The organism is Xenophilus sp. (assembly GCF_044462705.1).
Classification (GTDB): Bacteria; Pseudomonadota; Gammaproteobacteria; order Burkholderiales; family Burkholderiaceae_C; genus Xenophilus; species Xenophilus azovorans.
Genome location: NZ_JBIQNC010000046.1, coordinates 1 through 26,643, shown reverse-complemented (window position 1 = coordinate 26,643; position 26,643 = coordinate 1). Strand labels below are relative to the sequence as shown.

Annotated in this window: 25 protein-coding genes; 8 read left to right on the top strand and 17 right to left on the bottom strand. The window is 72.8% G+C overall.

The window, feature by feature from the left end; all coding sequences use genetic code 11:
• The 3 genes from ACIY1X_RS09795 to sbcB form a co-directional block, all read left to right on the top strand.
• Positions 1 to 530, top strand: a 530-nt coding sequence (locus tag ACIY1X_RS09795; RefSeq protein WP_399680125.1) for an AAA family ATPase, incomplete at its 5' end; no start/stop codon positions are given.
• 101 nt (positions 531 to 631) lie between these two features.
• On the top strand, positions 632 to 2,077 hold the full coding sequence (cls, locus tag ACIY1X_RS09790; RefSeq protein ID WP_399680123.1) for a cardiolipin synthase: 1,446 nt from the start codon (positions 632 to 634) through the stop codon (positions 2,075 to 2,077).
• Positions 2,078 to 2,137: 60 nt separating this feature from the next.
• Positions 2,138 to 3,577, top strand: coding sequence for an exodeoxyribonuclease I (gene sbcB / locus ACIY1X_RS09785; protein ID WP_399680122.1), 1,440 nt, complete (start codon positions 2,138 to 2,140; stop codon positions 3,575 to 3,577).
• Between the two features lie 21 nt (positions 3,578 to 3,598).
• On the opposite strand, the gene ACIY1X_RS09780 is transcribed toward sbcB, so the two are convergent.
• The 7 genes from ACIY1X_RS09780 to ACIY1X_RS09750 are packed head-to-tail and all read right to left on the bottom strand — an operon-like array spanning position 3,599 to position 12,849.
• A complete protein-coding gene (locus ACIY1X_RS09780; protein ID WP_399680120.1) occupies positions 3,599 to 4,585 on the bottom strand; it encodes a Bug family tripartite tricarboxylate transporter substrate binding protein in 987 nt (328 codons plus the stop codon).
• Positions 4,586 to 4,626: 41 nt separating this feature from the next.
• The gene (locus tag ACIY1X_RS09775) at positions 4,627 to 5,880 is read right to left on the bottom strand and encodes an alkyl sulfatase dimerization domain-containing protein (RefSeq protein ID WP_399680119.1); all 1,254 of its coding nucleotides are present in this window, start codon (positions 5,878 to 5,880) and stop codon (positions 4,627 to 4,629) included.
• Complete coding sequence (locus ACIY1X_RS09770) at positions 5,877 to 7,208, bottom strand: DUF1254 domain-containing protein (RefSeq protein ID WP_399680117.1); 1,332 nt, start codon at positions 7,206 to 7,208, stop codon at positions 5,877 to 5,879. Before ACIY1X_RS09770 ends, ACIY1X_RS09775 begins: the two co-directional genes overlap by 4 nt.
• 9 nt (positions 7,209 to 7,217) lie before the next feature.
• The gene (locus tag ACIY1X_RS09765) at positions 7,218 to 8,600 is read right to left on the bottom strand and encodes a DUF1254 domain-containing protein (RefSeq protein WP_399680116.1); all 1,383 of its coding nucleotides are present in this window, start codon (positions 8,598 to 8,600) and stop codon (positions 7,218 to 7,220) included.
• A gap of 26 nt (positions 8,601 to 8,626) precedes the next feature.
• Positions 8,627 to 9,613: a Bug family tripartite tricarboxylate transporter substrate binding protein gene (locus tag ACIY1X_RS09760; RefSeq protein WP_399680114.1), complete on the bottom strand. Its 987-nt coding sequence runs from the start codon at positions 9,611 to 9,613 to the stop codon at positions 8,627 to 8,629.
• Between the two features lie 26 nt (positions 9,614 to 9,639).
• Complete coding sequence (locus tag ACIY1X_RS09755) at positions 9,640 to 11,772, bottom strand: acetate--CoA ligase family protein (protein ID WP_399680112.1); 2,133 nt, start codon at positions 11,770 to 11,772, stop codon at positions 9,640 to 9,642.
• 21 nt (positions 11,773 to 11,793) lie between these two features.
• Complete coding sequence (locus ACIY1X_RS09750; RefSeq protein ID WP_399680110.1) at positions 11,794 to 12,849, bottom strand: porin; 1,056 nt, start codon at positions 12,847 to 12,849, stop codon at positions 11,794 to 11,796.
• Positions 12,850 to 13,007: 158 nt separating this feature from the next.
• On the opposite strand from ACIY1X_RS09750, the gene ACIY1X_RS09745 reads away from it, so the two are divergent.
• Positions 13,008 to 13,736 carry a Crp/Fnr family transcriptional regulator gene (locus ACIY1X_RS09745; RefSeq protein WP_399680108.1) on the top strand — a complete coding sequence of 243 codons (729 nt, stop codon included), beginning with the start codon at positions 13,008 to 13,010 and terminating at the stop codon, positions 13,734 to 13,736.
• A 60-nt stretch (positions 13,737 to 13,796) separates the two neighbouring features.
• On the opposite strand, the gene ACIY1X_RS09740 is transcribed toward ACIY1X_RS09745, so the two are convergent.
• Positions 13,797 to 14,117, bottom strand: a complete 321-nt coding sequence (locus tag ACIY1X_RS09740) for a hypothetical protein (RefSeq protein WP_399680106.1) — start codon at positions 14,115 to 14,117, stop codon at positions 13,797 to 13,799.
• 116 nt (positions 14,118 to 14,233) lie between these two features.
• Positions 14,234 to 15,160, bottom strand: coding sequence for a polyphosphate kinase 2 (gene ppk2, locus ACIY1X_RS09735; RefSeq protein WP_038209116.1), 927 nt, complete (start codon positions 15,158 to 15,160; stop codon positions 14,234 to 14,236).
• 103 nt (positions 15,161 to 15,263) lie between these two features.
• Between ppk2 and ACIY1X_RS09730 the strand changes: the two genes are divergently transcribed.
• Entirely contained in the window at positions 15,264 to 16,109 is an 846-nt protein-coding gene (locus tag ACIY1X_RS09730; RefSeq protein ID WP_399680104.1) for an NAD-dependent protein deacetylase, read from the top strand.
• A gap of 14 nt (positions 16,110 to 16,123) precedes the next feature.
• Here ACIY1X_RS09730 and ACIY1X_RS09725 read toward each other — a convergent pair whose 3' ends face one another.
• Positions 16,124 to 17,017 (bottom strand): LysR family transcriptional regulator, encoded by an 894-nt coding sequence (locus tag ACIY1X_RS09725; protein ID WP_399680102.1) that lies wholly within the window; start codon positions 17,015 to 17,017, stop codon positions 16,124 to 16,126.
• A gap of 122 nt (positions 17,018 to 17,139) precedes the next feature.
• On the opposite strand from ACIY1X_RS09725, the gene ACIY1X_RS09720 reads away from it, so the two are divergent.
• Both ACIY1X_RS09720 and ACIY1X_RS09715 read left to right on the top strand, forming a co-directional pair.
• A complete protein-coding gene (locus tag ACIY1X_RS09720; RefSeq protein WP_399680100.1) occupies positions 17,140 to 18,117 on the top strand; it encodes a Bug family tripartite tricarboxylate transporter substrate binding protein in 978 nt (325 codons plus the stop codon).
• A 3-nt stretch (positions 18,118 to 18,120) separates the two neighbouring features.
• Positions 18,121 to 19,401 (top strand): FAD-dependent oxidoreductase, encoded by a 1,281-nt coding sequence (locus tag ACIY1X_RS09715; protein ID WP_399680099.1) that lies wholly within the window; start codon positions 18,121 to 18,123, stop codon positions 19,399 to 19,401.
• Between the two features lie 62 nt (positions 19,402 to 19,463).
• On the opposite strand, the gene ACIY1X_RS09710 is transcribed toward ACIY1X_RS09715, so the two are convergent.
• From ACIY1X_RS09710 to ACIY1X_RS09700, 3 genes are read right to left on the bottom strand one after another with little or no spacing between them, the layout of a single operon-like run.
• A complete protein-coding gene (locus ACIY1X_RS09710) occupies positions 19,464 to 19,988 on the bottom strand; it encodes a hypothetical protein (RefSeq protein ID WP_399680098.1) in 525 nt (174 codons plus the stop codon).
• A 9-nt stretch (positions 19,989 to 19,997) separates the two neighbouring features.
• Entirely contained in the window at positions 19,998 to 21,275 is a 1,278-nt protein-coding gene (locus ACIY1X_RS09705) for an amidohydrolase family protein (RefSeq protein WP_399680096.1), read from the bottom strand.
• A gap of 24 nt (positions 21,276 to 21,299) precedes the next feature.
• Positions 21,300 to 21,740, bottom strand: coding sequence for an HIT family protein (locus ACIY1X_RS09700; protein WP_399680094.1), 441 nt, complete (start codon positions 21,738 to 21,740; stop codon positions 21,300 to 21,302).
• 117 nt (positions 21,741 to 21,857) lie between these two features.
• On the opposite strand from ACIY1X_RS09700, the gene ACIY1X_RS09695 reads away from it, so the two are divergent.
• Complete coding sequence (locus ACIY1X_RS09695) at positions 21,858 to 22,487, top strand: N-acetyltransferase (RefSeq protein ID WP_399680092.1); 630 nt, start codon at positions 21,858 to 21,860, stop codon at positions 22,485 to 22,487.
• Between the two features lie 100 nt (positions 22,488 to 22,587).
• Here the strand turns inward: ACIY1X_RS09695 and upp are convergent, their stop codons facing one another.
• The 4 genes from upp to ACIY1X_RS09675 form a co-directional block, all read right to left on the bottom strand.
• Positions 22,588 to 23,217 (bottom strand): uracil phosphoribosyltransferase, encoded by a 630-nt coding sequence (gene upp / locus ACIY1X_RS09690; protein ID WP_399680090.1) that lies wholly within the window; start codon positions 23,215 to 23,217, stop codon positions 22,588 to 22,590.
• 154 nt (positions 23,218 to 23,371) lie between these two features.
• A complete protein-coding gene (locus tag ACIY1X_RS09685; RefSeq protein WP_399680089.1) occupies positions 23,372 to 24,778 on the bottom strand; it encodes a URC4/urg3 family protein in 1,407 nt (468 codons plus the stop codon).
• Positions 24,775 to 26,091, bottom strand: a complete 1,317-nt coding sequence (locus ACIY1X_RS09680) for a GTP cyclohydrolase II (RefSeq protein ID WP_399680087.1) — start codon at positions 26,089 to 26,091, stop codon at positions 24,775 to 24,777. Before ACIY1X_RS09680 ends, ACIY1X_RS09685 begins: the two co-directional genes overlap by 4 nt.
• 76 nt (positions 26,092 to 26,167) lie before the next feature.
• Positions 26,168 to 26,623 (bottom strand): DoxX family protein, encoded by a 456-nt coding sequence (locus tag ACIY1X_RS09675; protein WP_399680126.1) that lies wholly within the window; start codon positions 26,621 to 26,623, stop codon positions 26,168 to 26,170.
• Positions 26,624 to 26,643 lie beyond the last annotated feature (20 nt).

The window sequence follows — 26,643 nt, the reverse complement described above, 5'->3', positions numbered from 1 at the left end:
ACGGGCGCAAGGCCGACTTCCGCAACGTCATCATCATCATGACGACCAACGCGGGGGCCGAGACCATGAACAAGGCGACCATCGGCTTCACCAACCCGCGGCAGGCGGGCGACGAGATGGGCGACATCAAGCGCCTGTTCACGCCCGAGTTCCGCAACCGGCTGGACGCCATCGTCAGCTTCAAGGCGCTGGACGAGCAGATCATCCTGCGCGTGGTCGACAAGTTCCTGCTGCAGCTCGAAACGCAACTGGCCGAGAAGAAGGTCGAGGTCACCTTCAGCGACAAGCTGCGCAAGTACCTGGCGAAGAAGGGCTTCGATCCGCTGATGGGCGCACGGCCGATGCAGCGCCTGATCCAGGACACGATCCGCCGCGCGCTGGCCGACGAACTGCTGTTCGGGCGGCTCACCGAAGGCGGGCGCCTGGAGGTGGACCTGGACGACAAGGACGAGGTGGTGCTCGACATCACCCCGCTGCCCAAGAAGGAAGGCAAGTCCAGGCCGGAGGCCGAGGAGGCCGCCGCAGGTTGAGCCGTCGTTGCATCACCGCCCGCCGACCCGCGGGCGGCGGCGTCACCCAGGGCCGGTAGCATCGCGCTGCCGGCCCTTTTCTTTTGTCCTTCGCGCAACCCGTGATCCCGTCCGAACTGAGCACCGAGTGGAAGACCGCGCTGTCGGTGGCGTGGAGCGCGTACATCGCGGTGCTGTCGGTGTGGATCGTGATGCAGCGGCGTGCGCCGGTGTCCACGCTGGGGTGGATCCTCTCGCTGGCGCTGCTGCCCTACCTGGGCTTCGGCATCTACTACTTCTTCGGCCCGCAGCGCCTGAAGAAGACCCGCCTGAAGCGCCTGCGCAGCCGGGCCATCGCCCATTCGCGCGACGACGCCGCCCTGCTGCGCGAGGCGGCCGAGCATGCGCCCGAGCCGCTGCGGCAGATGGCGGCGCTGGGCCGGGCGGCCTGCGGGCTGCCGGTGTCCAGCGCCACGGGCGTGCGGCTGCTCTCCGGCGGCGCGCGCACCTTCGACGCGATCTTCGAGGCGGTGGCGGCGGCGCGCGACCACGTGCACCTGGAGTACTACATCTTCGAGCCCGACCGCATCGGCACCCGCCTGCGCGACCTGCTGGTGGCGCGGGCGGGCGCTGGCGTGACGGTGCGGCTGCTGATCGACGCGCTGGGCTCCAAGCGCGTCGGGCGCCGCTTCCTGGCGCCGCTGCTGGCGGCGGGGGCGCAGGTGGGCTTCTTCCACCATTCGCGCATCGGCCGGCGGCTGCGGCCGGTGACCAACTACCGCACCCACCGCAAGATCGTCGTGTGCGACGGCGTGATCGGCTTCACGGGCGGCGTCAACATCACCGACGAGGAAGACCCGCGCACGCGCCCCGACGCGTACCACGACGTGCACGTGCGCATCGAGGGCGCGGCGGTGCGCTGGCTGCAGACCACCTTCATCGAGGACTGGGCCTACGCCACCGGCGAGCGCGTGCGCGACCCGGACGCCCAGCTCTCCCGCTACCTGCCGGCCGCCGAGCCCGGCGCCATCCCGGTGCAGATCGTCACCAGCGGGCCGGACACGCCGCTGGAGGCGATCCACCGCATGCACGTGGACGCGATCCACAACGCCACGCACCGGGCCTGGCTGACCACGCCGTACTTCGTCCCCGGCGAGCCGGCGCTGATGGCGCTGACCAACGCCGCGCTGCGCGGGGTGGACGTGCGCCTGCTGGTGCCTCGGCGCAGCGACAGCCTGATCGTCAGCGCCGCGGCGCGCTCCTACTTCGACGAGCTGATCGCCGCCGGCGTGAAGGTGTGGGAATACAAGGCGCGCATGCTGCACTCCAAGACGCTGGTGATCGACGACCAGTGCGCCATGATCGGCACCGCCAACTTCGACAACCGCAGCTTCCGGCTCAACTTCGAGGTGATGGCGGTGGTGTACGGCCCGGCGCTGGCCGGCCCGCTGGCCGGGCAGTTCGAGACCGACCTCGGCAGCGCGGCGCCGGTGCGCCACGGGCGCCGGCAGCCCTTCTGGCGGCGGCTGGGCGACGCGGTGGCGCGGCTGTTCTCGCCGCTGCTGTAGCGCCGGCGGCATCGGCCCGCGCGTGGCCGAGAATGTCCGGCTGATTCCCTTGCCCTGCCCATGTCCTCCCGCACCTTCCTCTGGCACGACTACGAGACCTTCGGCACCAACCCGCGCCGCGACCGGCCCGCGCAGTTCGCGGCCATCCGCACCGATGCCGAGCTCAACGAGATCGGCGAGCCGCTGATGATCTACTGCCGCCCGGCGCCGGACTTCCTGCCCAGCCCCGGCGCCTGCCTCGTCACCGGCATCACGCCGCAGGTGTGCCTGGAGCGCGGCCTGCCGGAGCACGAGTTCGCCACGCGCATCGAGGCCGCCTTCGCGCAGCCCGGCACCATCGGCGTGGGCTACAACACGCTGCGCTTCGACGACGAGGTGACGCGCTTCCTGTTCTGGCGCAACCTGATCGACCCCTACGCGCGCGAGTGGCAGAACGAGTGCGGCCGCTGGGACCTGCTGGACGTGGTGCGCCTGACCTACGCGCTGCGGCCCGAGGGCATCGAATGGCCGAAGCATCCGGACGGCAAGCCCAGCTTCCGCCTGGAGGACCTGACGCGCGCCAACGGCCTGGCGCACGAGGCCGCGCACGATGCGCTGTCGGACGTGCGCGCCACCATCGCGCTGGCGCGGCTCGTCCGCGACAGGCAGCCGCGCCTGTTCGACTTCGCGCTCTCGCTGCACAAGAAGGACCGGGTCGCGCAGGAGCTGGGCCTGCCCGCCACGCGCCAGACCGCGAAGCCCTTCCTGCACGTCTCCGGCATGTTCGCGCCCGAGCGCGGCTGCCTGGCCGTGATGTGGCCGCTGGCGAGCCACCCCACCAACAAGAACGAGCTGCTGGCCTGGGACCTGGCGCACGACCCGTCGGAGCTGGCCACGCTGGACGTGCCGACGCTGCGCCAGCGCCTTTTCACGCGCAGCGCCGATCTGCCCGAAGGCGTGGTGCGGCTGCCGATCAAGGGCGTGCACCTGAACAAGTCGCCGATGGTGGTGTCCAGCCTGCGCACGCTCAGCGAGGCGATGGCCGCACGCTGGCAGGTCGACCTGGCGCAGGCGATGCGCCATGCCGAGATCGCCGCCGGCCTGCCGGACATGAGCGCGATCTGGGCCGAGGTCTATGCCCGCCCGAAGGAGGCGACGCCGGACGTGGACGAGGACCTGTACGGCGGCTTCGTCGGCAACGCCGACCGGCGGCGGCTCAACGAGCTGCGCACGCTGCCGGGCGAGCGGCTGGCAGCCAAGCGTGCGGCCTTCGACGACCCGCGCCTGGAGGAGCTCCTGTTCCGCTACCGCGCCCGCAACTTCCCCGCCACGCTGGACGAGGCGGAGCAGGCGCGCTGGCACGCGCATCGCGTGGCGAAGCTGATCGAGGGCGAGGGCGGCGCCTACAACGTCGATCAGTACTTCGCCGAGATCGACACGCTGGCCGAAAGCGCGGACGAGCGCGGCGAGGCCATCCTCGGCGCGCTGTACGAGTACGCGGAGATGATCAGCCCCGAGTGAGGCGCCTCGCCGGGCGGCGGATCAGTCGAGCGAGACGCCGACCGACCTGACCAGCGCGCCCCAGTCCTGCAGGTCCTGCCGCAGCGTGGCGCCGAACTGCTCCGGCGTGGTCAGCGGCAGGTCGGTGAAGTTCAGCTCGTGCATGCGCTTGATCACGGCCGGGTCCTTCAGGGCGCGGTTGATCTCGGCGTTGAGGCGCTGGACGATGGCGGGCGGCGTCTTCGCGGGCGCGAAGACGCCGTACCAGGAGTAGTTCTTGAAGGGGTAGCCCGACTCCGTCATCGTCGGCACGTCGGGCAGCATCGGCACGCGGCCGGGACCGCTGTAGGCCAGGGCGCGCACGCGGCCGGAGCGGACGATCTCCACGGTGGACGAGATGTCGGCGAAGCCGGCGTCCACTTGGCCGCCCATCAGGTCCTGCACGCAGGGGCCGCTGCCCTTGTAGGGCACGTGGGTCATCACCAGCCCGGCCTGCTTCTTCAGGCTTTCCATCGCCAGGTGCCCGCCGGAGCCCGCGCCCCACGAGCAGTAGCTGAGCTTGTCCGGGTGGGCCTTCACGTAGGCCACGAACTCCTTGATGGAATTCACCGGCAGGTCCTTGCGCACCAGCAGCAGGTTGCCGCCGCGGCCGATCTGCGCGACCGGCGCGAAGTCCTTCACCGGGTCGTAGGGCAGCTTCTTGTACAGGCTCGGGTTGACGGCCATCGTCGCCGCGTAGGTGAACAGCAGCCGGTAGCCGTCGCCCGGGCTCTTGGCGACGTAGTCGACGCCGAGGATGCCGTTGGCGCCGGGGCGGTTGTCGACGACGAAGCTCTGCTTCAGGGCCTTGCCCAGCACGTCGGCGAACATGCGGGCGATGGTGTCGGTGCCGCCGGCGGCGGCGGTGGGCACGACGAGCGTGACGGGCTTGTCGGGGTAGCCGGCGGCGCCCTGCGCGGCGGCGGTGCCGGCCAGGGCCAGCGCCGCCAGGGCGGCGAGGGCGGGCCTGATGAGGGATGTCCGGGTCATGTCATGTCTCCGTTCTGGTGTGATGGGGGTGGCGCCGCTGCTCAGCGGATGCCAAAGCGCGCCTGGGTGCCTTGCTCGATCATCTCGGCGCTCACGCGGTACAGGTTGCGCGACACGTAGCTCTGCACCTGCCCGGCGCGCTCGCGCAGCCAGGCGGCCTTGAGCGCGCGGGCCTCGGCGATCTCGGGGGCGTCGCCGGGCGCGGTGGCCAGCAGGTCGATCACGTGCAGCGCCAGCTGCCACTGGCCCGCATCGGCCAGCGCGCGGGCGCTGGCGACCAGGCCGGCCTTGTCGCTGATGGCGCCGGCCACCGCCTCGGCCACGGCCTCGGGCGCCTCGGGGTGCAGGGTGGTGGGGTTGCGGTCCCACCAGCCGTTCTCCGAGCGGTAGATGTCGCGCACGATGTAGCTCGGGTCGCCGTAGGTGGGCTTCATCCACGGGGCGGCGAACAGCTCGTCGGGGAAGCGGATGCGCGCCAGGACCTGCTGCTCGTTCAGCCCCTCGTTCATCAGCGCCACCACCTCGGCGCGCAGCCAGCGCAGGGCGCGGGCGGTGTGGCCCAGCACGCGCTGCACCGCGTCCTCGCCCTCGATCACCGGGCCGAACTCGCGCACCGCCTTGAGCGGCCGCAGCGCGGCCATCGCCTCCAGCGTCTCGGCCCAGCGCACCGTGTCGCGCAGCGTGCGGAAGGGCGTGCCGATGTTGGGGATGGAGTCCAGCAGCGAGGGGCCGCCGTACAGCACGCGTTGCGCGGGGCTCCACAGCGCGATGGCGTCGTCGGTCTCCGAGGGCGCCCAGAACAGCTCGACGCGCCGGTCGCCGCTGCCGATGACGAGGCGCTCGTCGAAGGTCTCGGTCGGCGCGTGCATCGTGAGGCGGTGCTCGAAGAAGCCGGGCGAGCGGTTGAACTGCACCTCGGCCATGCGGTGCTGCAGCGCCTGCGTCTCGCGGTAGCGGGCGTAGCGGCGCGGCACGTTGCGGTGGGCGATCACGCGCGGGGCCGGGTCGCCGCGCTGCTGCGCGTGGGCCAGCCACTCCGGCACGCCGGCGTTGTAGCCGATGTGGCCGTGGCTGTAGACCAGGGCGTGCACCGGCGCGTCGCTGATCCGGCGCAGGCTGTCGATCATGCCGCGCGTCACGCCGCCGCCGGGGCCGGCGTCGATCACCACCAGGCCGGCGTCGGTCTCGGCCACGAAGGACTGGCCCTGGCCGCGCAGGATGTGCAGGCCCGGCGCCACCGTCTCGCTGCCGGTGCCGGTGATGAGGAAGGGCTTGTCGTCGTCGTGGGTGCTCATGGTGTTTCCTTGTTCTCGTCCACGCGCTCCAGCGGCGGCAGCGTGTAGCGGCCGTCGACCATCTCCTCGCGCGGCACGTAGGCGCGCAGGCACAGGTAGAACTCGCCGGCCGGCGCGGGCAGCCAGTTGGCGCGTGCGGCCTCGCCGGCGGGCTGCGCGTGCTGCAGGTGGATCGTCAGGCCGCCGTCCGCGTCGCGGCGCAGGCCGGGCGTGCGGTCGCCGATGGCGTAGCGGTCGATGGGGTTGTCCACCAGCATGTAGTCGCCGGCGCCGTACATCGTGATCGACCAGAAGGCGTCGACCGGCGGCAGCATGCCCGGCGCGAAGCGCAGCCGGTAGCGCGCGCCGCCGTGCAGCGGGCGGCCCTGCGCGTCGTGCCAGGCCAGCGGGTAGGTGGCCTCGCGGCTTTCCAGCATGCCGATGTACTTGAGCGCGATCTGCGCGCGGCCCAGGGGGTCGTCGCCGAAGCTGCCCTCGACCACGCGCGGCTGGATCCAGCCGGAGGGCAGCCGCTGGCCCGACTGCGCGGCGCGCAGGCGCGGCAGCACGGTGTCCAGCGCGGCCTGCAGGGCCTCGCGCTGCGCATCGTCCAGCGCCGCCGCGCCGGGCCCGATGCCGGCCGCGGCCAGGCGCGCGAGCAGGGCGAATTCGTGCGTCGGCGGCGGGTTGTCGCGCAGGGCCGCGTTCACCTGGGCGGCGAAGTGGCCGGCCGTGAGCGGCGCCTTCGGGTCGCAGGCCGGGTCGAAGGCGCGGGGCCGGGGCGCGGCGCCCGCCTGCCAGTCGGCCAGCGGCCGCACGGTGAAGCCGTCCTGCAGCGCGTTCACGGCCGGCACGTCCTGCGGGCCATCGACCAGGATGCGGCCGATCACCCACAGCCAGCGCGTCGGCGCCTCGATGCGCGCGCCGGGCGCGTCGAACGCCGCCGGCAGCTCGCCCTGCCAGCCCGGCGGCGTGACGACGAAGGCGCGCGCCGCCGTGCCCGTCAGCCGCTGGCCGATGTGGGCGAAGGGGTTGGTGTAGAAGTCCAGCAGCCCCAGCACGTAGTAGCGCCCGGCGGTGTCGGGCACGTCGATGACCAGCGGGCCGTCGCCCAGGTCGAGCCAGGCGTTGGTGTAGAGCGTGTCGTTGTTGGGCGTCACCACGCGGCTGGTGCCGGCGCGCAGCAGCTGCCGCGAGGGGGTGAAGAGGTTGCACCAGCGCGCGGGCGGCGGCGCTTCCTCGCCCGCCTCGGTGCGGTGCGGCGAGGTGGCAGCGCGCATGCGGCTCATCTCGTACAGCGGCCAGGCGTAGACCACCGCCTCCTCGGCCAGCGCGTGCAGGTCGGTCATGGCCATGACTCAGGCCGGCTGCGCCTGCAGCGGCGGGATGCGCCAGCTCTGCACGCCCTCGCGCGGGTAGTACATGCGCAGGATCAGGTAGAAGCGGCCGGCCGGGGCGGGCAGCCAGTTGGCGGTGTCGGCCGGGCGCGCGTGGCCCACCTCGATCTCCAGGCTGCCGTCGGCGTTGCGCTTCAGGCCCGGCGTGCGGTCGCCGATGGCGTGGCGCTTGATTTCGTTGGGGTAGAGGAAGCGGTCGCTGTCGTACAGCGTCACCGACCAGAAGGCGTCGGCCGGCGGCATGTCGGCGGCGTCGAAGCGCATGACGTAGCGGCGGTTGCCGTCCAGCGGCTCCTGCACGGCGTCGTAGTGCGCGGCGGCGTACACGGCCTCGCTGGTGGCCAGCGCGCCCAGGCCCAGGTAGGCGGTGCGGGCGCGGCCGAGGAACTCGTTGCCGTAGCGGCCGGTGGCGGGCGTCATGGCCCAGGGCTTGGGGCGGCGGTTGCGGCCCACGGCCGCCACCACGCGCACGCCCTCGGCGAAGCCCTCGACGAGGCCTTCGCGCACCGGCTCCTCCAGCCCTTCCCACGAGAAGGCGGCGTCGGGCACCAGGCCGGCCTGGCCGAACCAGGCCACCAGGCCGCGGTCTTCGACCCGGCCCGGCGCCTCGGCCAGCGCGTGGCAGACGTTGGTGAAGAAGCGCGGCGCCACCTGCGCGGCCGGCTCGCCCTTCTCGAAGGCGGCGGCCATCGCGTCCACCGGCTCGCCGGCCCACTGCTCGATGGCCGCCGGACGGCCGCGCAGCGTGGTGCCGGGCGCGGGCTCCAGGCGGATCTCGGCCTGCAGCGCGCGGGCGGCGGGCCAGTCGCTTTCGTCGCCCACCAGGATGCGGCCAATCAGCCAGACCAGGTTGGTCGGGCAGCGCACCACGCGGTGGCCCTGCAGCGACTCGGGCACCTGGCCGTCGGGGCCGACCAGCACCACCACCTCGCCCTCGGGCTTGCAGTTGCGCGGGCCCAGGTTCTCGAAGTTCTCGGTGTAGGCGTCGTACAGCGGCAGCACGAAGTAGCGGCCGGGGTGGCGCGCGGACGCGGGCACCGTCAGCAGCATCGGGCCGTCGGCCAGGTGGACCCAGGCCATCGCGTAGAGCAGGTCGTTGGCGGGCGTGACGACGTCGCGGTCCTCGTGCGTCGAGGGGCGCGGCGCGAAGTGCATCGTGTTCATCGGCGCGCGCACGTCGGAGCCGGCCGAGGCGCCGGTGCGGCGCTGCGCCTGCGGTGCGGTCTGCATGGCGCAGGTGCGGTAGGTCTCGGTCAGCGGGTAGCCGTAGACGAAGGCGGCGAGGCCGATGGAGCGGGCCATGGCGCGGCGGGCTTCGGCCTGCGAGGGGGCGGTCGGGGTCATGGTGCTTTCTCCTTGGGTGCGGTGTGTCAGTCCAGCGTGACGCCGGTGGCCTGGGTCAGCTTGAGCGAGATGGGCAGGAAGGCCTGGTAAGCGGCGGTGGCCTCGGCCGGCGTGTTGCCGATGGGCTCGGCGCCCATCTCCTCGATGCGGCGCTGCACCTCGGGCTCCCGGACCACGGCGGCCACGTCGCGGCCCAGCCGCTCGACGATGGCGTCGGGGGTCTTCGCCGGCGCCATCAGCGAGGTCGGCGCGGTGACCATGTAGATGTCGTCCTTGAAGCCCTGCTCGGCGAAGGTGGGCACGTCGGGCAGCATCCTGGAGCGGTTGGGCCCGGCCATCGCGATGGCGCGCAGCTTGCCGGCGGCGATCTGCGGCTGCAGCGTGGTGACGGAGCCGATGGTCATCTGGATGACCCCTCCCATCAGGTCCACCGACATCGGCGCTTCGCCCTTGTAGGCCACGTGCACGGTCTGCAGGCCGTAGGCCTTGTCCATGAACACCTGCGCCTGGTGCGGCTGCGTGCCCGGCCCCCAGGAGCCCATGGCGTACTTGCCCGGCGCGGCCTTGATGGCGGCGACCAGCTCCTTGAAGTTCTTCGCAGGCACCGAGGGATGCACCGCCATCACGGTGCGGGTGCGGGCGATGTCCGAGACCATGCGCAACTCGGTGCGCGGGTCGTAGGGCAGCTTCCTGTACAGCGCCAGGTTGGCGGTGATGGGGCCGGGCACCGTCAAGAGCAGGGTGTAGCCGTCGGGCGGGCTCTTGGCCACGTAGTCGGTGCCGATGATGCCGCCGGCGCCGCTGCGGTTCTCCACCAGCACCGGCTGCCCGAGGCGCTTGGACAGGCTTTCGGCGACGAGGCGGGCCAGCGCGTCGGCCGAGCCGCCGGCCTGGTACTGCACGATGATGCGCACCGGCTTGGCGGGGTAGGCGTTCTGCGCGGCGGCGCCGCCGGCGGCCAGGCCGAGCGCGGCGAGGCCGAGCAGGGCCAGGGGGCGTGCGGATGTCTTCATGGCTCGTCTCTCTTTCTCTTGTCGTGTCAGTGGGGGGCGGGTGCGCCGCTGCGGCCGACGACCAGCGCGTCCACCGCCACGCAGCCGCCCTCGGCCCGCGAGCGGGCGATCAGCGGGTTGATCTCCACGCTGGCGAGCGAGTCGCCGGCGCGCAGGGCGAAGTCCGCCAGCGCGCACAGCGCATCGGCGATCGAGTCCAGGTCCGCCGCGGGGCGCCCGCGCGCGCCGGCCAGGATCGGGAAGGCGCGCAGCTCGCGCACCATCGACAGGGCGTCCTCGCGCGTGACGGGCAGCACGCGCAGCGAGACGTCGCGCAGCGTCTCGACGTGGATGCCGCCCAGCCCGAACATCAGCACCGGCCCGAACACCGGGTCGCGGTGCACGCCGGCGATGCACTCGGCGCCGCCGCCGACCATGCGCGCGACGAGGGCGCCGTCCAGGCGCGCATCGGGACGTGCGCGGCGGGCGCTGGCCTGCGTCCGGTCGAAAGCGTGGCGGGCCTGCGCGGCGTCCTGCAGGCCGAGGGCCACGCCGCCGACGTCGGACTTGTGCGGGATGTCGGCGCTGGCGATCTTCAGTGCGACGGGGAAGCCCAGCGCCTCCGCGGCCCGCGCGGCGGCGTCGGCGTCGTGCGCCAGGCGATGGGCGACGACGGGCACGCCGGCGCGCTCCAGCAGCGCCAGCGCCTCGGGTTCGCTCAGCGTGCCGGATGGCAGGTGGATGGTGGCGCCCGATGCGGCGGCCGGCAGGGGTGCCGCCGCCTCGCCGGGCTGCGGCAGGCGCACGAGCTTGGCGATGGTGCGGATGCCCTCGGACGGATCGGCGAACACCAGGCAGCGCATCGACTCGATCTCGGCGCGCCGCTCGGGTGAGAGCAGGGTGCTGATGGCCAGCAGCGTGTCCGGGTAGGCGGCGCGCAGCGAGGCGACCAGCTCGCGCAGCACGGGCCAGAAGGCGTCCGACGCGCCGGCGGCGGCCAGGAAGCCCATCCACGACGCGAAGCGGCCGTCGTCCAGCATCAGGCGCGCGCTGCGCTCCATCAGGCTCAGATCGTTGGTCACCTGGCCGGTGATGTCCACCGGGTTGCGCGGCGCGGCGAAGGGCACCCACTCGCGCAGCGTGGCCTGCGCGGTGTCGCTCAGCGGCGGCACGTCCAGCCCCTCGACCGCCGCGTCGTCGGCCATCAGCGCGCCGACGCCGCCCGAGAGCGTGAACAGGCCGATCGAGCGACCTTGCGGTCGCCCGGCCACGGCGGCGCTGTGGGCCAGGTTGAAGAATTCCGTGAGGCTGTGCGCGCGCAGCACGCCGTAGCGGCGGAACACGGCGTCGTACACGGCATCGTCGCCGGCCAGCGCCGCGGTGTGCGAGGCGGCGGCCTGCGCGCCGAGGTCGGTGCTGCCGATCTTGACCATCACCACCGGCTTGCCGCGCGCCTGCGCCAGCGCGAGCGCGGCGCGCAGGCGCTCGCCGTCGCGGCAGCCTTCCATGTAGGCCATGATGACGTCGGTGCCCTCGTCCTGCGCCAGCCAGGCCAGGCAGTCGGCCAGCTGCACGTCGGCCTCGTTGCCGGTGGTGGCCCACAGCGACAGGCCGACGCCGCGCTCGCGCGCCATGGCATAGGCGTACGCGCCGAAGGCGCCCGACTGGCTCACCAGCCCGATGCGCCCCGGCGCCACGCGGCCCACGCCCGGCGCGGGCGAGAAGGTGGCGTAGACGTTGCGGCGCAGGTTCATCAGGCCCAGGCAGTTCGGGCCGATCAGCCGCACGCCGGCCGAGCGCGCGCGCGCCGCCAGCCGCGCCTGCGCCGCCGCGCCCTCGGCGCCCGTCTCGGCGAAGCCGGAGGAGAACAGCACCACGCCCTTCACGCCGGCCGCGATGGCGTCCTCCAGCGCGTCGCCCACCAGCGCCGCGGGCACGGCGAGGATGGCCAGGTCGACCGGCTCGCCGATGACGCGCAGGCTGGCGTGCGCGGGCAGCCCCTGGACCTGCGCGGCCCTGGGGTTGACCGCGTACAGCGCGCCCTCGTAGCCGAAGCGGCGCGCGTAGTCGATCGGGATGCCGCCGATCTTCTGCGGGCTGGACGACGCGCCCACCACCGCGATGGCGCGCGGCGAGAACAGGGCGGACAGCGAGTCGGTCTCGAAGAGGGGTGGATTCATGGCGCGTCGGGGGGAGCGTGGTCAGAAGGTGTGGCGGATGCCGGCGGCGATGACGCGCACGTCGTTGCCGCTGTTGGCGTCCACCCGCACGCCGGCCAGCGACACGGAGGACCTGCCGCGGTTCTCCAGGCGCAGCAGGCGACCGTACACGGCCGTGCGCTTGCTCAGGTAGTGGTCGTAGCCCAGCGTCCAGGCCAGTTGCGCACGGTCGGTGCCGCGGACCTTGCGCTGCACGATCTCGAACAGCACGTTGGAGGCGGGCGTGATCGTGTACTGCGCGCCCAGGCTGGCCGCGCGCGAGCGCGGCACGCCGGGCAGGTCGGTGGAGGCGGTCGAGTACGTCCCGTACACCCGCAGGTTGGAGAACTCGTAGGAACCGCTGACGGCCTGGTGCGTGGTGGTGGAGGGCGAGGCCACCGGCGCCGCGGCCGAGCCCGAGCGCGCCTTCTGGATCGCGTAGGAGACGTAGTAGGGCTTGCGCGCCCAGCCCACGGAGGCGCCGTACAGGTCGCCGCTGCGGCGGCTGGGCTCGCTCGCCTCGCTGGGCGCGTAGGCGATGTCGGCGAAGAACTCGCTCCTGGCCGGCGTGCGGTAGCGGATCATGTTGCTCGCGCGCGCCGCCAGCGGCAGGGCGCCGGGCTGGGCATCGTTGGAGAAGACCGCGACGAGCGGCGAGAACACCGAGTTCACGCCGTACGGGTCGCCGCGGAACAGCGTGAAGAACAGCGGCGTGTACATCCGCCCCGCGTCGATCTGGCCCCAGGGGCCCGTCAGGCCGACGTAGGACTGGCGGGTGAACGAGATCGCCGGGCCCGGCAGGTTGCCCTCGCCGGTGTCGGGCGAGAAGCCGCCTTCGAGCATGAAGTGCGCCTCCAGGCCGCCGCCCAGGTCCTCGCTGCCGCGAAAGCCGATGCGCGAGGCGGCGTTGCCGCCGTCCGACAGCTTCGTCCAGGACGTGCTGCCCGAGCGGGCGTGTGCCACGAACAGGTCCACCGTGCCGAAGATGGTCACGTTGCTCTGCGCGCAGGCAAGGGAAGAGGCCGCGAGCGCGCAGGCTGCGGCGAAGGCCGATCTCATGGGTGTGTCTCCTTGGCGGCATGCGCGGGCTGCGCTGCCTGGTGTGGTGCTTGTTGAGCGGGCCCTCGTACGATAGAAACGAGGGCGTCCGGAATCTGTCAATGCGCCGACAGATCCGGCCACGACCCGCCCGCCGGCCTCCGCACCCCTTCTTCCCCATGCCCTCGCGCAAGCGCCCCGTCCGTGCAGCCGGCGACGACGCGCTGATGGCGCGCGCACTGCAATGGAACGAGCTGTTCTCGCACTGGCCGGACGCGCAGCGCGAGGAGCTGCTCAAGTCGGCGCGGATGGAGCGGTACCGGCGGCGCACGCAGGTGCTCTCGCACGACCGCCACCGGCGCGAGCTGCTGGTGGTGGTGTCGGGCTGCCTGGAGATCAGCAGCGTGAGCGACCTCGGGCGCAAGTACGTCAACGCCCTGCTGGGGCCCGGGCAGGTGGCGCCGGTGGTGCGCCTGCTGGAGGACGTGCCGCTGGCCTACGACTACCACGCCCACGAGGACTCCGTCATCATCCACCTGCCCAGCGACGCGGTGATCGCCGTGCTGGACGCCATGCCCATCCTCTGGCGCGACGTCGCGCGGCTGGGCCTGCGGCGCCAGCGGATGAGCGTGGCGATGCTGCAGGCGCAGACGCTCGGGTCGATCCGCCGCCGCGTGGCCGCCACCCTGGCGGGCCTGGTGGAGATCTACGGCCTGCAGCAGCAGGAAGGCGTGGACCTGCGCGTGCGCCTGTCGCAGCACGACCTGGCCGCGATGCTCGGCCTGTCGCGCCAGACGATCAACAAGGAGCTGGGCGCGCTGGTGGACGAGGGGCTCATCGAGCTGAGCTACAAGCGCATGGTGGTGCGCGACCCGGCCGCGCTGCGCCGCATCGGCGCCGAAGGCTAGGGCCGCCGGCGCCAGCAGCGCCGGCTCTGGGCAGAAGAGCCGGCCGCCGGCCGATGGGCCTCAGGCCGGGTCCAGCCGCAGCACCCGGCCGCCGCCGGTGACGGTGCACACGGCCTGGGCGCGGTCGTGGCCGCTGGTGATCTGCACTTCGTAGCCGCCCTGGCGGACGGGGCGCGAGCCGCCCAGCACGATGGTCTGCCAGGGCCGGCCGAAGGCCTTGGCGCCGGCGCCGATGCAGGCCATGTTGGCCTCGGCCGGCGCGGCGCCGCGCTGGCCCGGCACCACGGCGGCGGCCATCGGCGAGGCGCCGAAGCCGCTGCCGGCGTCGCAGGCCGCGAGCAGGCCGGCGGCCAGCGCGGGAAGCAGGCGTCGCAGCGTCATGGCGGCACGATGCCATCGGCGCCGCGCGGCGCGTGTTCGTGACAACCCTGGCGCGTGACTTGCACGCCACACATCCCTTGCGCAGGGCCGCGCGGCGCGGCTGTGCGGTGCGGACTTCAGTACTGCTCCGGCACGTACATGTCGGCCGGCACCGGGTGGCGGGCGTAGTCGGGCCGGCGTTCGCGCTCGGGCAGCACGATGGCGGGGCGCTCGACCTCGCTGTAGTCGAACTGCGCCAGCAGGTGCGCGATGCAGTTCAGGCGCGCCTTCTTCTTGTCCACGGCCTGCACGATCCACCACGGCGCCTCGGGGATGTGGGTGCGCTCCAGCATCGTCTCCTTGGCGGCGGTGTAGTCCTCCCAGCGGCGGCGGCTTTCCAGGTCCATCGGGCTGAGCTTCCACTGCTTGAGCGGATCGTGGATGCGGCCGAGGAAGCGCAGGTGCTGCTCCTCGTCGGTGATCGAGAACCAGTACTTGATGAGCTTGATGCCCGAGCGCACCAGCATGCGTTCGAACTCCGGCACGGAGCGGAAGAACTCCTCCACCTCGTCCTCGGTGCAGAAGCCCATCACCCGTTCGACGCCGGCGCGGTTGTACCAGCTTCGGTCGAAGATCACGATCTCGCCGCCGGCCGGCAGGTGCGCCGCGTAGCGCTGGAAGTACCACTGCGTGCGCTCGCGGTCGTTCGGCGCGGGCAGGGCGACCACCCGGCAGTGGCGCGGGTTCAGGCGCTGCGTCACGCGCTTGATGGCGCCGCCCTTGCCGGCAGCATCGCGGCCCTCGAAGATGATCACGACCTTCTGCTTCGTCTGCGCCACCCAGTCCTGCAGCTTGACCAGCTCGCGCTGCAGCGCGAACAGGCTGCGAAAGTAGTGCAGCCGCTCGCTGGCGGACCGGCCCTCCTGCGGCCGGCCCTCGAGCGCGGCCAGCGCCTCGTCGGGCGTGCGGTCCTCGATTTCCAGCTCCAGTTCCTCGTCGTAGCCGTCGATCAGGTCGCGGCGGATGCGCTCGACCAGCTCGTCCTGGCCGCTGAATGCGTTCATGGTGACTCCGGGTACATGTTCCCGGATCATCGCCGCCGCGCATGACACCGCGGTGACGCCATGCGCGCGGATGGCTGTCAGCCGGCGCCGTATGCTGCGGGCCATGTCCACGCCCTTCGACGCCCTGACCGACTTCGCGCTGCGCCACCCGCGCCTGGTGGTGCTCACCGGTGCGGGGGTGAGCACCGAGTCCGGCATCCCCGACTACCGCGACGCCAACGGCGACTGGAAGCGCAGCCCGCCGGTGGACTTCCGGGCCTTCATGGGCAGCGAGGCGGTGCGGCGGCGCTACTGGGCGCGCAGCCTGGTCGGCTGGCGGGTGATGGGGCGGGCGCACCCCGGCGCGGCCCACCGGGCGCTGGCGCAGCTCGAACAGGCCGGCCGCGTCGCGCTGGTGCTGACGCAGAACGTGGACGGCCTGCACCACGCCGCCGGCAGCCGCCGCGTGCTGGACCTGCACGGCCGCATCGACACGGTGCGCTGCATGGCCTGCGAGGCGCGCCTGCCGCGCGCCGTGCTGCAGGACGAACTGCTCGCCCTCAACCCCGACTGGGCGGCGCTGGAGGCCGGCATCGCGCCCGACGGCGACGCGGACCTGGAAGGGCACGCGTTCGACGCCTTCCGCGTGCCGGCCTGCGCCGCGTGCGGCGGCCTGCTCAAGCCGGACGTGGTGTTCTTCGGCGAGAGCGTGCCGCGCGAACGCGTCGAGGCCGGCATGGCGGCGGTCCGCGGCTGCGACGCGGTGCTGGTGGCCGGCTCCTCCCTGATGGTGTATTCGGGCTTTCGCTTCGTGCAGGCCGCGGCGGCCGCGGGCCGGCCGGTGGCCGCCGTCAACCTGGGGCGCACGCGGGCCGACGACCTGCTGGCGCTGAAGCTGCAGGCGCCCTGCGGCGAGGCGCTGGAAGCGCTGGCGCGGGCCGTGCAGGGCACCGTGCCCGCCGCCGCCTGAACCCTGCGCGCCGCTCAGGCCCGGCCGGCAGGCGCCACGGCGCGCAGCGCCTGCTCCACCTCCTGCCGGAAGGCCAGCGCCAGGCCGGACTGCGGCTCGTGGGCATGCCGCACGACGAAGACGCGGTGGGAGGGGCTCGCGCGCAGGGGGCGGCAGGCCAGCCGGTCGCTGTTCCAGGCGCGCGCGGTGAGCTCGTCCACGACCGCGACGCCGGCGCCGCAGGCCGCGAGCGCGCAGGCCACCTGGCCCGAGCGGACCTCGATCCGGGCGTTGCGGGACAGCTCGTCGTGCTGCGCGATCAGCCTGCCCTGGGGCGTGTCCGGGCTGAAGGCGATCAGGCGCTCGTCCTTCAACTGCCGCAGCGAGATGCTGCGCCGCGCGGCCAGCGGGTGGTCGGGCCTGAACACGCAGGCCAGCGCCCAGCGCCCGACGACCTGTCCCGTCAGCAGCGGGTGGTCGATCGGCAGGGTGGACACCGCCACGTCCGCCTCGTGGCGGGTGAGCTGGCCCACCATCTCGCGCACCAGTTGCGTCTCCATGTAGATGCGCGCCGTCGGGAAGCGCAGCGCCAGTTGCGAGACGGCGCGCGGCACGACCTCCAGCGCCGTGCTGGGGCTGGCGAGCACGCGCAGCGCGAGGCCGCTGCCCGCCTTGAGATCGTGCGCCCGCTGCTCGATGCGCTGCACGCCCTGGTAGACGCGCTCGACCTCGGCATGCAGCGCCCGTGCCTCGGGCGTGGGGCGCAGCCTGCCGTGGCTGCGCTCGAACAGCGTCAGCCCCAGCTGCAGCTCGATGTGCCCGAGCATGCGGCTGACGCCCGGCTGCGACACGTGCAGCAGGCGCGCGGCGTCGGTGACGGAGCCCGCCTGCATGACGGCGCGGAACACCTCGATCTGCCTCAGGTTCATGGGGCCGGCCCTCCGGTGATGGATAACGCGATGTTATGGGATGGCTGAATCTTGGTATTTGATGCTATGGGATTCGGGAGGGATCATCCGGAATTGACCGACACCAGGAGACACACGAGGTGATGAACTCTTCCGCTCTTTCCCGCCGGGCCGTGCTGGCCGGGCTGGCGGCCGCCGCGTTCGCGCGCCGCGCCGCCGCGGCTGCGCCGTGGCCGTCCCGCTCCGTGCGCATCATCGTGCCCTTCGCGCCCGGCGGCGGGGCCGACTCCTCCGCCCGCGTCCTGGCCGACCTGTTCGCGCCCGGGCTGGGGCAGGGCGTGATCGTGGAGAACAAGCCGGGCGCGGGCAGCGTCATCGGCGTCACCGCCGCGGCGCAGGCGCGCGACGGCCACACGCTGCTGATGGCCAGCAACAGCATGCTCATCAACGCGTCTCTGAACCCGCAGGCCGGCTACGACCCGGCGCGCGACTTCGACGCCATCGGCATGGTCTCGGCGCAGCCGCTGGTGCTGGTGGTGCCTGCCGGCTCCGAGGCCAAGTCGCTCAAGGACCTGATCGCGCTGGCGAAGCGCAAGCCGGGCATGGCGGCGGGCAACAGCGGCAACGGCTCGCTGGCGCACCTGACCTCCGAGATCTTCGCCGGGCAGGCCGGCGTGCAGATCACGCCGGTGGCCTACAAGGGCGAGAGCGCGCTGCTGCCGGAGATGATCAGCGGCCTGGTGGACTTCGGCTTCCTCAACCTGCCCAGCGTGGCGCCGCACATCCAGTCCGGCCGCCTGCGCGCGCTGGCCGTGTCCTCGCCGCAGCCGGCGGCGGAGCTGCCGGGCGTGCCGACGCTGCGCTCGCTGGGCTATCCGGCGCTCGAGGTGCAGGGCTGGGCGGCCCTGCTGGCACCCAGGGACACGATTCCCGCGGACGGCCTGGCGAAGCTGGAGACCCTGCTCGGCCAGGCGCTGGCCTCCGACACGGTGAAGAGCCGCTTCGCCGCGCAGAACGTGGCGCCGTTCGTGATGAGCCGGCAGGCGACCGCGCGCTTCCTGCAGGACGAGACGGCCCGCTATGCGGCCGTGATCCGCGAGCGCGGTATCAAGGTGGGCTGATCGATGGCGCAGCCGATGCAGGCCGACGTGCTGGTGTGCGGCGGCGGGGTGGCCGGCGCGATGGCGGCCGTCGCGGCGGGCCGCCGCGGCGCGCGCGTGCTGCTGCTGGAGCGCTACGGTTTCCTCGGCGGCAACGCGACGGCCGGCGCGGTCGCGCAGTTCAACTCCTGGCAGACGGCCGGCGGGCGCCGGGTGGTGGCGGGGCTGGCGCAGGAGGTGGTCGAGCGGCTTCGCGCCTACGGCGCCGCCGCCGCGCACGAGGTCTTCGTCATGTCCACCGGGCACCGCATGGACCGCGTGGAATACGCCCCCGAGGTGCTCAAGCTGGTGCTGGACGACATGGCCACGGAGGCGGGCGTGCAACTGCTGCTGCATGCGAGCCTGCTGGACGTGGAGCGCGAAGGGCGCCGCATCGCGCGGGCGCGTGCGTTGACCAAGGGCGGCGTGGTGGAGATCCGGCCGCGCGTGGTGGTGGACGCCTCGGGCGACATGGACGCGATGCAGAAGGCGGGCGCGGCCTTCCTTCCCCTCGGGAACGACGAATCGCTGCAGCCGGCGACGATGATGTTCCGCTTCGGGCCGATCGACTTCGAGCGGCTGGACGCGCTGCCGCCTGCCGAACTGGCCGCGCTGGCGCGGCGCGGCTACGAGGCGGGCGCCCTGGCGCGCGCGGCGCTGCACGTGGCGCGCGATCCGTTCTCGCAGGACGGCTGGTTCAACATCAGCCGCCTGGCCGTCGACGCGACCGATGCGCTGGCCCTGGGGCGCGCCGAGGTCGAGGGCCGCCGCCAGGCCTGGCGCGCCGCGCAGTACCTGCGCGAGCAGGTGCCGGGCTGCGCTGCCGGGCGGCTGCTGGCCTTCGGCACGCAGGTGGGCGTGCGCGAGACGCGCCGGGTGCAGGGCGACCACGTGCTCACGGCCGGCGACCTGCTGGCACCCGCCGCGTTCGAGGACGCGATCGCCGCGGGCGCGTACCCGATCGACATCCATCCGGCCGCGGGGGGCGAGCTGGAATACGCGGCGCTGGGCGACGACCACGCCTACCAGATCCCCTACCGCAGCCTCTGCCCGGCGGGCCTGGACAACGCGCTGGTGGCCGGCCGGGGCATCTCGGCGACCCACCAGGCGCTGGCCGCCGTGCGGGTCATGACGATCTCCATGGCGGTGGGGCAGGCTGCGGGGACCGCCGCAGCGATGACAGCGGCCGGCGACAATGCCGTGCGCGGCGTGCAGGCGGGGGCGCTGCGCGCGGCCCTGCGCGAGACCGGCGCGATCCTGGCCTGAAACGAAACCACCCCCGTCTCTCCCGCGCTTCGGCACGGGCTGGAGTTGTACGGCCTGGGGCTCTACCGCCCCAGCGCCGCGCGCACCCGCTCCAGGTGGGCCGCCGCGGTGGCCCGGTCGTCGAATACCCCGATCGCCAGAGGGCGTGCCTGCTCCAGCCCGATTTCCACCGTGAAGGTGGAGGGGCCTTCGCTGCCGGGCTGCTCGCGCACCTGCAGGCCGCTGACCTCGCTGAAAGGGATGTGCATCGCCGGCTGCAGGCGCCGGCGCAACGGGGCCGTGAGCGTGCGGACCATGCGGGCACGGGTGCGGTCGAACACGATGGATTGCTGCGGCGCGAGCAACGCGATATAGAGACAGAACAGCCCGAAGGTCCAGAAGGCCGCCAGCGCCAGCAGCGATGCGGCGATGCCGCCGACGCGGGTTGCATCGAGCGGCCCGCCCGCGCCGCGCAGCAGCACGATGAAGATGCCCGAGCCCAGCAGCGCGAGCGTGCCGGCGACGCCGAAGACCGTCCGCCAGCCCGCGCTGCGCTGCGTCTCGTCGTAGCGCAGGCCCTCGGCGGTGTCGGTGAAGGCGAAGCCCATGCGTGCGTCCTACCGGCCCTGCATCCAGTCCGTGGCCGCAGGCCGGCCTGCCAGGTGCAGGGCGGCGGTGGCCGGCGGCGTCTCGGCCAGCAGTTGCCCGCGGCGGAACACCTTCAGCCGCGCGGCGCGCAGGCGGATCGCCTCCACCGGGTCGCGCGCCTGCAGCAGCACGAAGCTCGCATCGCAGCCGGGCGCGAGGCCGTAGCCCTGCAGGTGCATCAGCTTCGCGGCGTTCGTTGTCACGGCCTCGAAGCACTGCCGGATGCCGGCCTGGCTGGTCATCTGCGCGACGTGCACGCCCATGTGCGCCACTTCCAGCATGTCGCCCGAGCCGAGGCCGTACCACGGGTCCATCACGCAGTCGTGGCCGAAGGCGACGTTCACGCCGCTGTCCATCAGCTCGGGCACGCGCGTCATGCCGCGCCGCTTCGGGTAGCTGTCGTGGCGGCCCTGCAGCGTGATGTTGATGAGCGGGTTGGCGATCACCGACACGCCGCTCTCGGCGATCAGCGGCAGCAGCTTGCTCGCGTAGTAGTTGTCCATGCTGTGCATGGAGGTGCAGTGCGAGCCGGTGACGCGGCCTTGCAAGCCCAGCCGCTGCGCCTCGAAGGCCAGCGTCTCGATGTGGCGCGACAGCGGGTCGTCCGACTCGTCGCAGTGCATGTCCACCGGCAGGCCGCGCCCCGCCGCGATCTCGCACAGGATGCGCACGCTCTCGGCGCCCTCGGCCATGGTGCGCTCGAAGTGCGGGATGCCGCCGACCACGTGCACGCCCTTGTCCAGCGCGCGCTTGAGGTTCTCCACGCCCCCGGGCGCGCGCAGCACGCCGTCCTGCGGGAAGGCGACGAGCTGCAGGTCGAGGTACGGCGCGACGCGGCGCTGGACCTCGAGCAGCGCGTCGACGGCCAGCAGGCGCGGGTCGCTGGTGTCCACGTGCGAGCGGATGGCCAGCAGGCCTTTGGCCACCGCCCAGTCGCAGTACGCCAGGGCCCGCTCGATCAGCGCCTCGGCCGTCAGCAGCGGCTTGAGTTCGCCCCACAGCGCGATGCCTTCGAGCAGCGTGCCGCTGCGGTTGACGCGCGGCAGGCCGTGGCTGAGCGTTGCGTCCATGTGGAAGTGCGGGTCGCAGAACGGGGGCGACACGAGCAGGCCCTGTGCGTCCAGCGTCTGGTGCGCGGGCGCCGAAGAGCCTTCGGCGACGTCGACGATGCGGCCGTCCTGCACGGCGATGGACATGTCCGTGCGCCCGTCGGGCAGGGTGGCGCGGGTGACGAGCAGATCGAGCATGGCGCGATGCGGCCGGGCGTCCCGTCAGGCCAGCGCCGCGCGCAGCCGCTCGGCGTAGCCCTGCAGCACCTCGGCCGGCGGCTCCTTGCGCGGCCAGCTCAGCGCGATGCCGTCGCCGGCATGGCGCGGCACCACGTGCATGTGGAAGTGGAAGACCGTCTGGTCGCCCTCGCGGCCGTTGGCCTGCAGCAGGGTCAGGCCGGGCGGATCGAACACCGCCTGCACCGCGCGCGCGATGCGCTGCGCCGTCTGCATCACGGCGGCGGCCTCCTCGGGTGTGATGTCCAGCAGCGTGGCGCCGTGGCGGCGCGTGGCCACCAGCACATGGCCGGGGTTGACCTGGCCGATGTCCATGAAGGCCACGGTCAGCGCGTCCTCGTGGACCTTGGCGGCGGGGATCTGCCCTGCGACCAGGCGGCAGAAGATGCATTGGCCGGGCGGCGAGGTGTCGACGAACATGGGCATGGCGGCGCTCTCCTGGCGGTGATGGTAGTGCGGACCGGGCCCAATCCGCACTTAAAGCGTGCGGAATGGGCCCGTGGCTAGGATCGCGCGCTTTGTCCAAGGCAAGGAGGTGCCGCGATGGCCCTGGCGATGGCCCCGCGCCCGTGGTGGGCGGGGTGGGGCATGACGGAACTGCGCATCGACGTCGGCCGCGGCGAGGAGCGCATCGACCGCGAACTGGAGGTGCTGCATCGGCGGCTCAAGCGCCCGGGCGATGCGCTGCACGGCATCGCCAGCGTGCCGATGGACGACCCGCGCTTCGTGATCCATCACCGCGAGGCGGATGGCGAGTTCTACCTGTACGTGGAGGACGTGCGGCGCGGGCGGCTGGCCGGCACCACCGTGTTCAACCGCCTGATCGAGCTGGACCGGCGCGCCGACCGCTACCTGCGCGCGCCGCACTCGCAGTACGCCCCGGCCTACCGGCGCCGCGGCCTGGCCACGGCGATCTACCGCTGGGGGCTGGAGGCGGGGCTGTGCCTGATCACCGGCGCGCGCCAGTCGCCGGCGGCGCATGCGCTGTGGGGCAGGCTGGCGCGGCACTACCCGCTGCACCACGTCGACCTGCGCGACAAGCGCCTCGCCTGGCTGGGCACGCAGGTGTCGCCCGAGACGCTGGGCGCGCTGCACACCCGCATGCTGCTGCTGGGGCGCGGGTGGACGCTGCAGGCGCTGGCAGACGCCACCGGCATGCGGCTGCCCGATTGAGTGCCCCCAGGGCCGGGCTGCGCCCAGCCCGCCCCCCGCGGGGGGCAAGAAAACTTGGGGCGGCCCGGCGTTTTCTTGAGAGCCGCGGCCCGCGCCTGCGCTACTTGGTGCCGAAGATCCGGTCGCCCGCGTCGCCCAGGCCGGGCAGGATGTAGCCGTGGTCGTTGAGCTGCCGGTCGATGGCGGCGGTGTAGATCGGCACGTCGGGGTGCGCGTCCTGCATCGTCCGGATGCCCTCGGGGCAGGTGAGCAGGCACACGAACTTGATGGACTTCGGGCTCAGCTCCTTGAGCCGCTCCACCGCGGCGGCGGCCGAGTTGCCGGTGGCCAGCATCGGGTCGACCACCACCACGTCGCGCTCGTGCATGTCGCCGGGCATCTTGAAGTAGTACTCCACGGCCGTCAGCGTCTTCGGGTCGCGGTACAGGCCGATGTGGCCCACGCGCGCGCCCGGCACCACACTGAGCATGCCGTCGAGGATGCCGGTGCCCGCGCGCAGGATGGAGACGAACACCAGCTTCTTGCCGTCGATGACCTTGCCGGTGGTGGTCTCCAGCGGCGTCTCGATCTCGATCTCCTGCATCGGCACGTCGCGCGTGACCTCGTAGGCCATCAGGGTGGACAGCTCGTTGAGCAGCCGCCGGAAGCTGTTGGTGGAGGCGTCCTTGCGGCGCATCAGCGTCAGCTTGTGCTGCACGAGGGGGTGGTCGATGAGGTGGACGTTGCGCATGGTTCTTGTATTCAACAGACAACTGGAAAAAACAGATGGCCGCGGAGCGGGCCGTTCGGGAACACGCGCGGAACCGGCTTTGCCGGGCCGCTGCGTGTGCCCCCTGAAGGGGGTTGGCGAAGCGACACGAAGTGCGCGAAGACTGGGGGTGACATCAGAACACCGTCCCGTCGCTGGCGATCCGCAGGGGCGGGGCGCCGCCGCGCAGGCGCTGGGCCAGGGCGCGGCCCGCGGCCCAGGTGCCGCCTTCGAGCACGCAGGCCAGCGGCATGTCGGCCTCGTCGCGCCGCAGGTTCTTGCGCACCAGCGGCGCCAGTTCGTCCAGCAGCGCCACGGTCAGCGCGCGCCATTCGACGATGAACTCGTCGCTCACCTTCCAGGTGCGCTCCAGCAGGGCCGGGTCGCAGGGCGCGAGCACGCCGGTGTCGAGCAGCAGGCCGCCGTTGCGGTACTCGGGCAGGGCCGTGAGCCTGCCGACGCCCAGCACCTGCACGCCGGCCCACTCGAAAGGCTCGATCAGCGAGTAGGTGAGCCACTGCGAGAGCTTGTGGAAGGGCATCCAGCCGTTGGTCAGGCCCGGGCCCCGCACCGCGCTGTGGCGCCAGCAGTCGCCCAGCGCCAGCGCCGGGTCGCCGGGGCCGGGCAGCAGGTCGCTGCCGTCGGCCGCGATGCTGTCGACCCGGTTGCCGGAGGGCCAGATCGACGAGAGCGAGGCCAGCACCTGCGCCAGGATGTCGTCGGCCTGGATGTCGGCGGTGGGGGGAATGGCCGCGCCCTCGGGGGCGACCAGCATGTCGAACAGCCCGCCGGGCCGCTGCACCTCGGTGCCGAACACCTCCGGCTGCTCGGCCATCACCTCGCCCAGCCGCCGCAGCAGCGTGACGCGGCCGGCCAGGCCGACCAGCGGATTGGCGTCGTGCACCTGGAAGGCCTCGCCCAGCCGGTCGCCGACCAGGGCCTTCAGGCCGGCGGCGTCCGCCTGCAGCGGCCGGTCGGGGTCGGACGAGAACAGCCCGCCGGTGAAGGCGTGGAAGCTGGCGACGGCCAGGCCCTCGGAGCGCGTGAGGCGCTGCCCGCTGGCGCTCTCGGTGTAGTGCCAGTCGGGGCCGGCCCCGGCGTCGAGCAGCACGCTCACCACCACCAGGTCGATGTGCGCCTTGACCCGCTCGCGGGGCGCGGCGCCTTCGAGCAGGCGGTTGAGCTCGGCCACGCGGTCGACGCCGCCGGCCTCGAAGTGGCGCCACCGGCTGTGGTAGGGGATGGGGCCCCAGGCATAGCGGTTGTGCGTGGTCTCGGCCACCTCGCGCGCCGCGTCTTCCAGCCGGTCGTGACCGCCGACGGTGAACCACTGCGACTCGCCGCGGCGTGCGCGGGCGAGCAGCGCCGCCGCGCGGCTGCGGATGGCATCGGTGGTGCGCAGGTAGTCGGCCGCCGCCACGGGGTTGTCGGCGTCGGGCACGAACTCCAGCGCCGGATCGACCTGGCCGTCCGCGCCGGCGCCGCGCACGGCCGCGTTGCGGGTGGGTTGGTCGGGGTCGAGCCCGTAGTTGTCCTTGGTCATTCGTTCAGCCCCCGGCCCTTGGCCTTGCGCAGTTCCTCGGCATCGGGCACCGCGCCGGGCGTGAAGTAGCCCGCGGCCATCTTGGCGTCGATCTCCACCCGCGCGTCGGCGGGGATCAGCTCGTCGGGGATGTTGATGCGCTCGCCCACCTCGATGCCGGCGCCGGTGATGGCGTCGTACTTCATGTTGCTCATCGAGACGAGGCGGTGGATCTTCCGGATGCCCAGCCAGTGGAAGACGTCGGGCATCAGCTCCTGGAAGCGCATGTCCTGCACGCCGGCCACGCATTCGGTGCGCGCGAAGTACTGGTCGGCCGTGTCGCCGCCGAGCTGGCGCTTGCGCGCGTTGTAGACGAGGAACTTCGTCACCTCGCCCAGCGCCCGGCCTTCCTTGCGCGAGTAGGCGACCAGGCCGACGCCGCCGCGCTGCGCGCCGGCGATGCATTCCTCGATGGCGTGCGTGAGGTAGGGGCGGCAGGTGCAGATGTCGGAGCCGAAGACGTCGGAGCCGTTGCACTCGTCGTGGATGCGGGCGGTGAGTTCCACCGACGGGTCGGCCAGGTCGCACGGCCGGCCGAAGATGTAGAGCGTCTGCCCGCCGATGGGCGGCAGGAACACCTCCAGGTCGGAGCGCGTGACCAGCTCCGGGTACATGCCGCCGGTTTCCTCGAACAGGACGCGGCGCAGGTCGGTCTCGGAGCAGCCGAAGCGCTGCGCCACGCCGGGCAGCCACCACACGGGCTCCACCGCCACCTTGGTGACGACCGCGGCGCCGCCGGGCGTGAGGAACTTGCCGTCGGCCTTCAGGCGGCCCTTGTGCAGTGCGTCGATCACCTCGGGCAGGATCACGTGCGCCTTGGTCACGGCGATGGTCGGGCGGATGTCGTAGCCGGCGGCCAGCTCGGCCGCGAAGACCTCGGACACCACGGCGCCCCACGGGTCGAGCGAGACGATCCGGCCCGGTTCGCTCCATTGCGGGTAGGGGCCGATGACGTCCGTGGGCGCGGTGTTGGTCAGGTCGGCCTTGTGCTCGCGCTTGAGGGCGCCGGCCGCCACCGCCAGCGCGCGGTACACGCTGTAGCTGCCGCTGTGCGTGCCGATCACGTTGCGGTGCGCGCGCCGGGTGGTGGTGCCGACGATGGGCCCGCGCTCGGCGGCGGTGGGTGCACCCCAGCGCAGGGGGAGGGCGCCCAGCCCGCTGCTGTGCGATGTCAGGCGGATGTGGCGCGAGGGGCTGGAGATCGGGTCGGAAGACGCGGGGAGGACGGGTGTGACAGGGGAGGTGGATGCGCTCGTTGTGCTGTCGACGGACATGGCAGGCCCTCAAAAAATGCAATGTAGCGAGCACCGTGCCAGCTTGCAAGGAAGGCGGGGCCTGCCCGCCCGCGCGTCAGGGAATGCGCCAGAGCCGGTCGAGCGACAGCCGCCCGCCGCCGCGCCCGGCGAGGTACAGCAGCAGGCCGGCCCACGACAGGTGCGTGGGCCACGCGTCCGGATAGACGAAGACCTGGATCACCAGCGTCATGCCCAGCAGCGCGAGCGCGGACAGGCGCGTGAACAGGCCGAGCACCAGCAGCAGCGGGAAGAGGTGCTCGGCGTAGGCCGCCAGGTGGGCGGCGATCTCCGGCGGCACCAGCGGCAGCCGGTACTCGCTGCGGAACAGCTCCATGGCACTGTCGCTGACGTGCAGCCAGCCGTCGACCTTGGTGCGGCCGGAGCGCCAGAAGATGGCGGCGATGGCGACGCGGTCGACCAGCGCGAGCAAGTCGTGCGGGAGCAGGGCGCCGAGGCGGGCGGTCAGATGGCCCCAGGGGCCGGCGGGGGCGGTGTGGGCGGCGTTCGTCATGGCGTGGCGTGCGGGTTGGG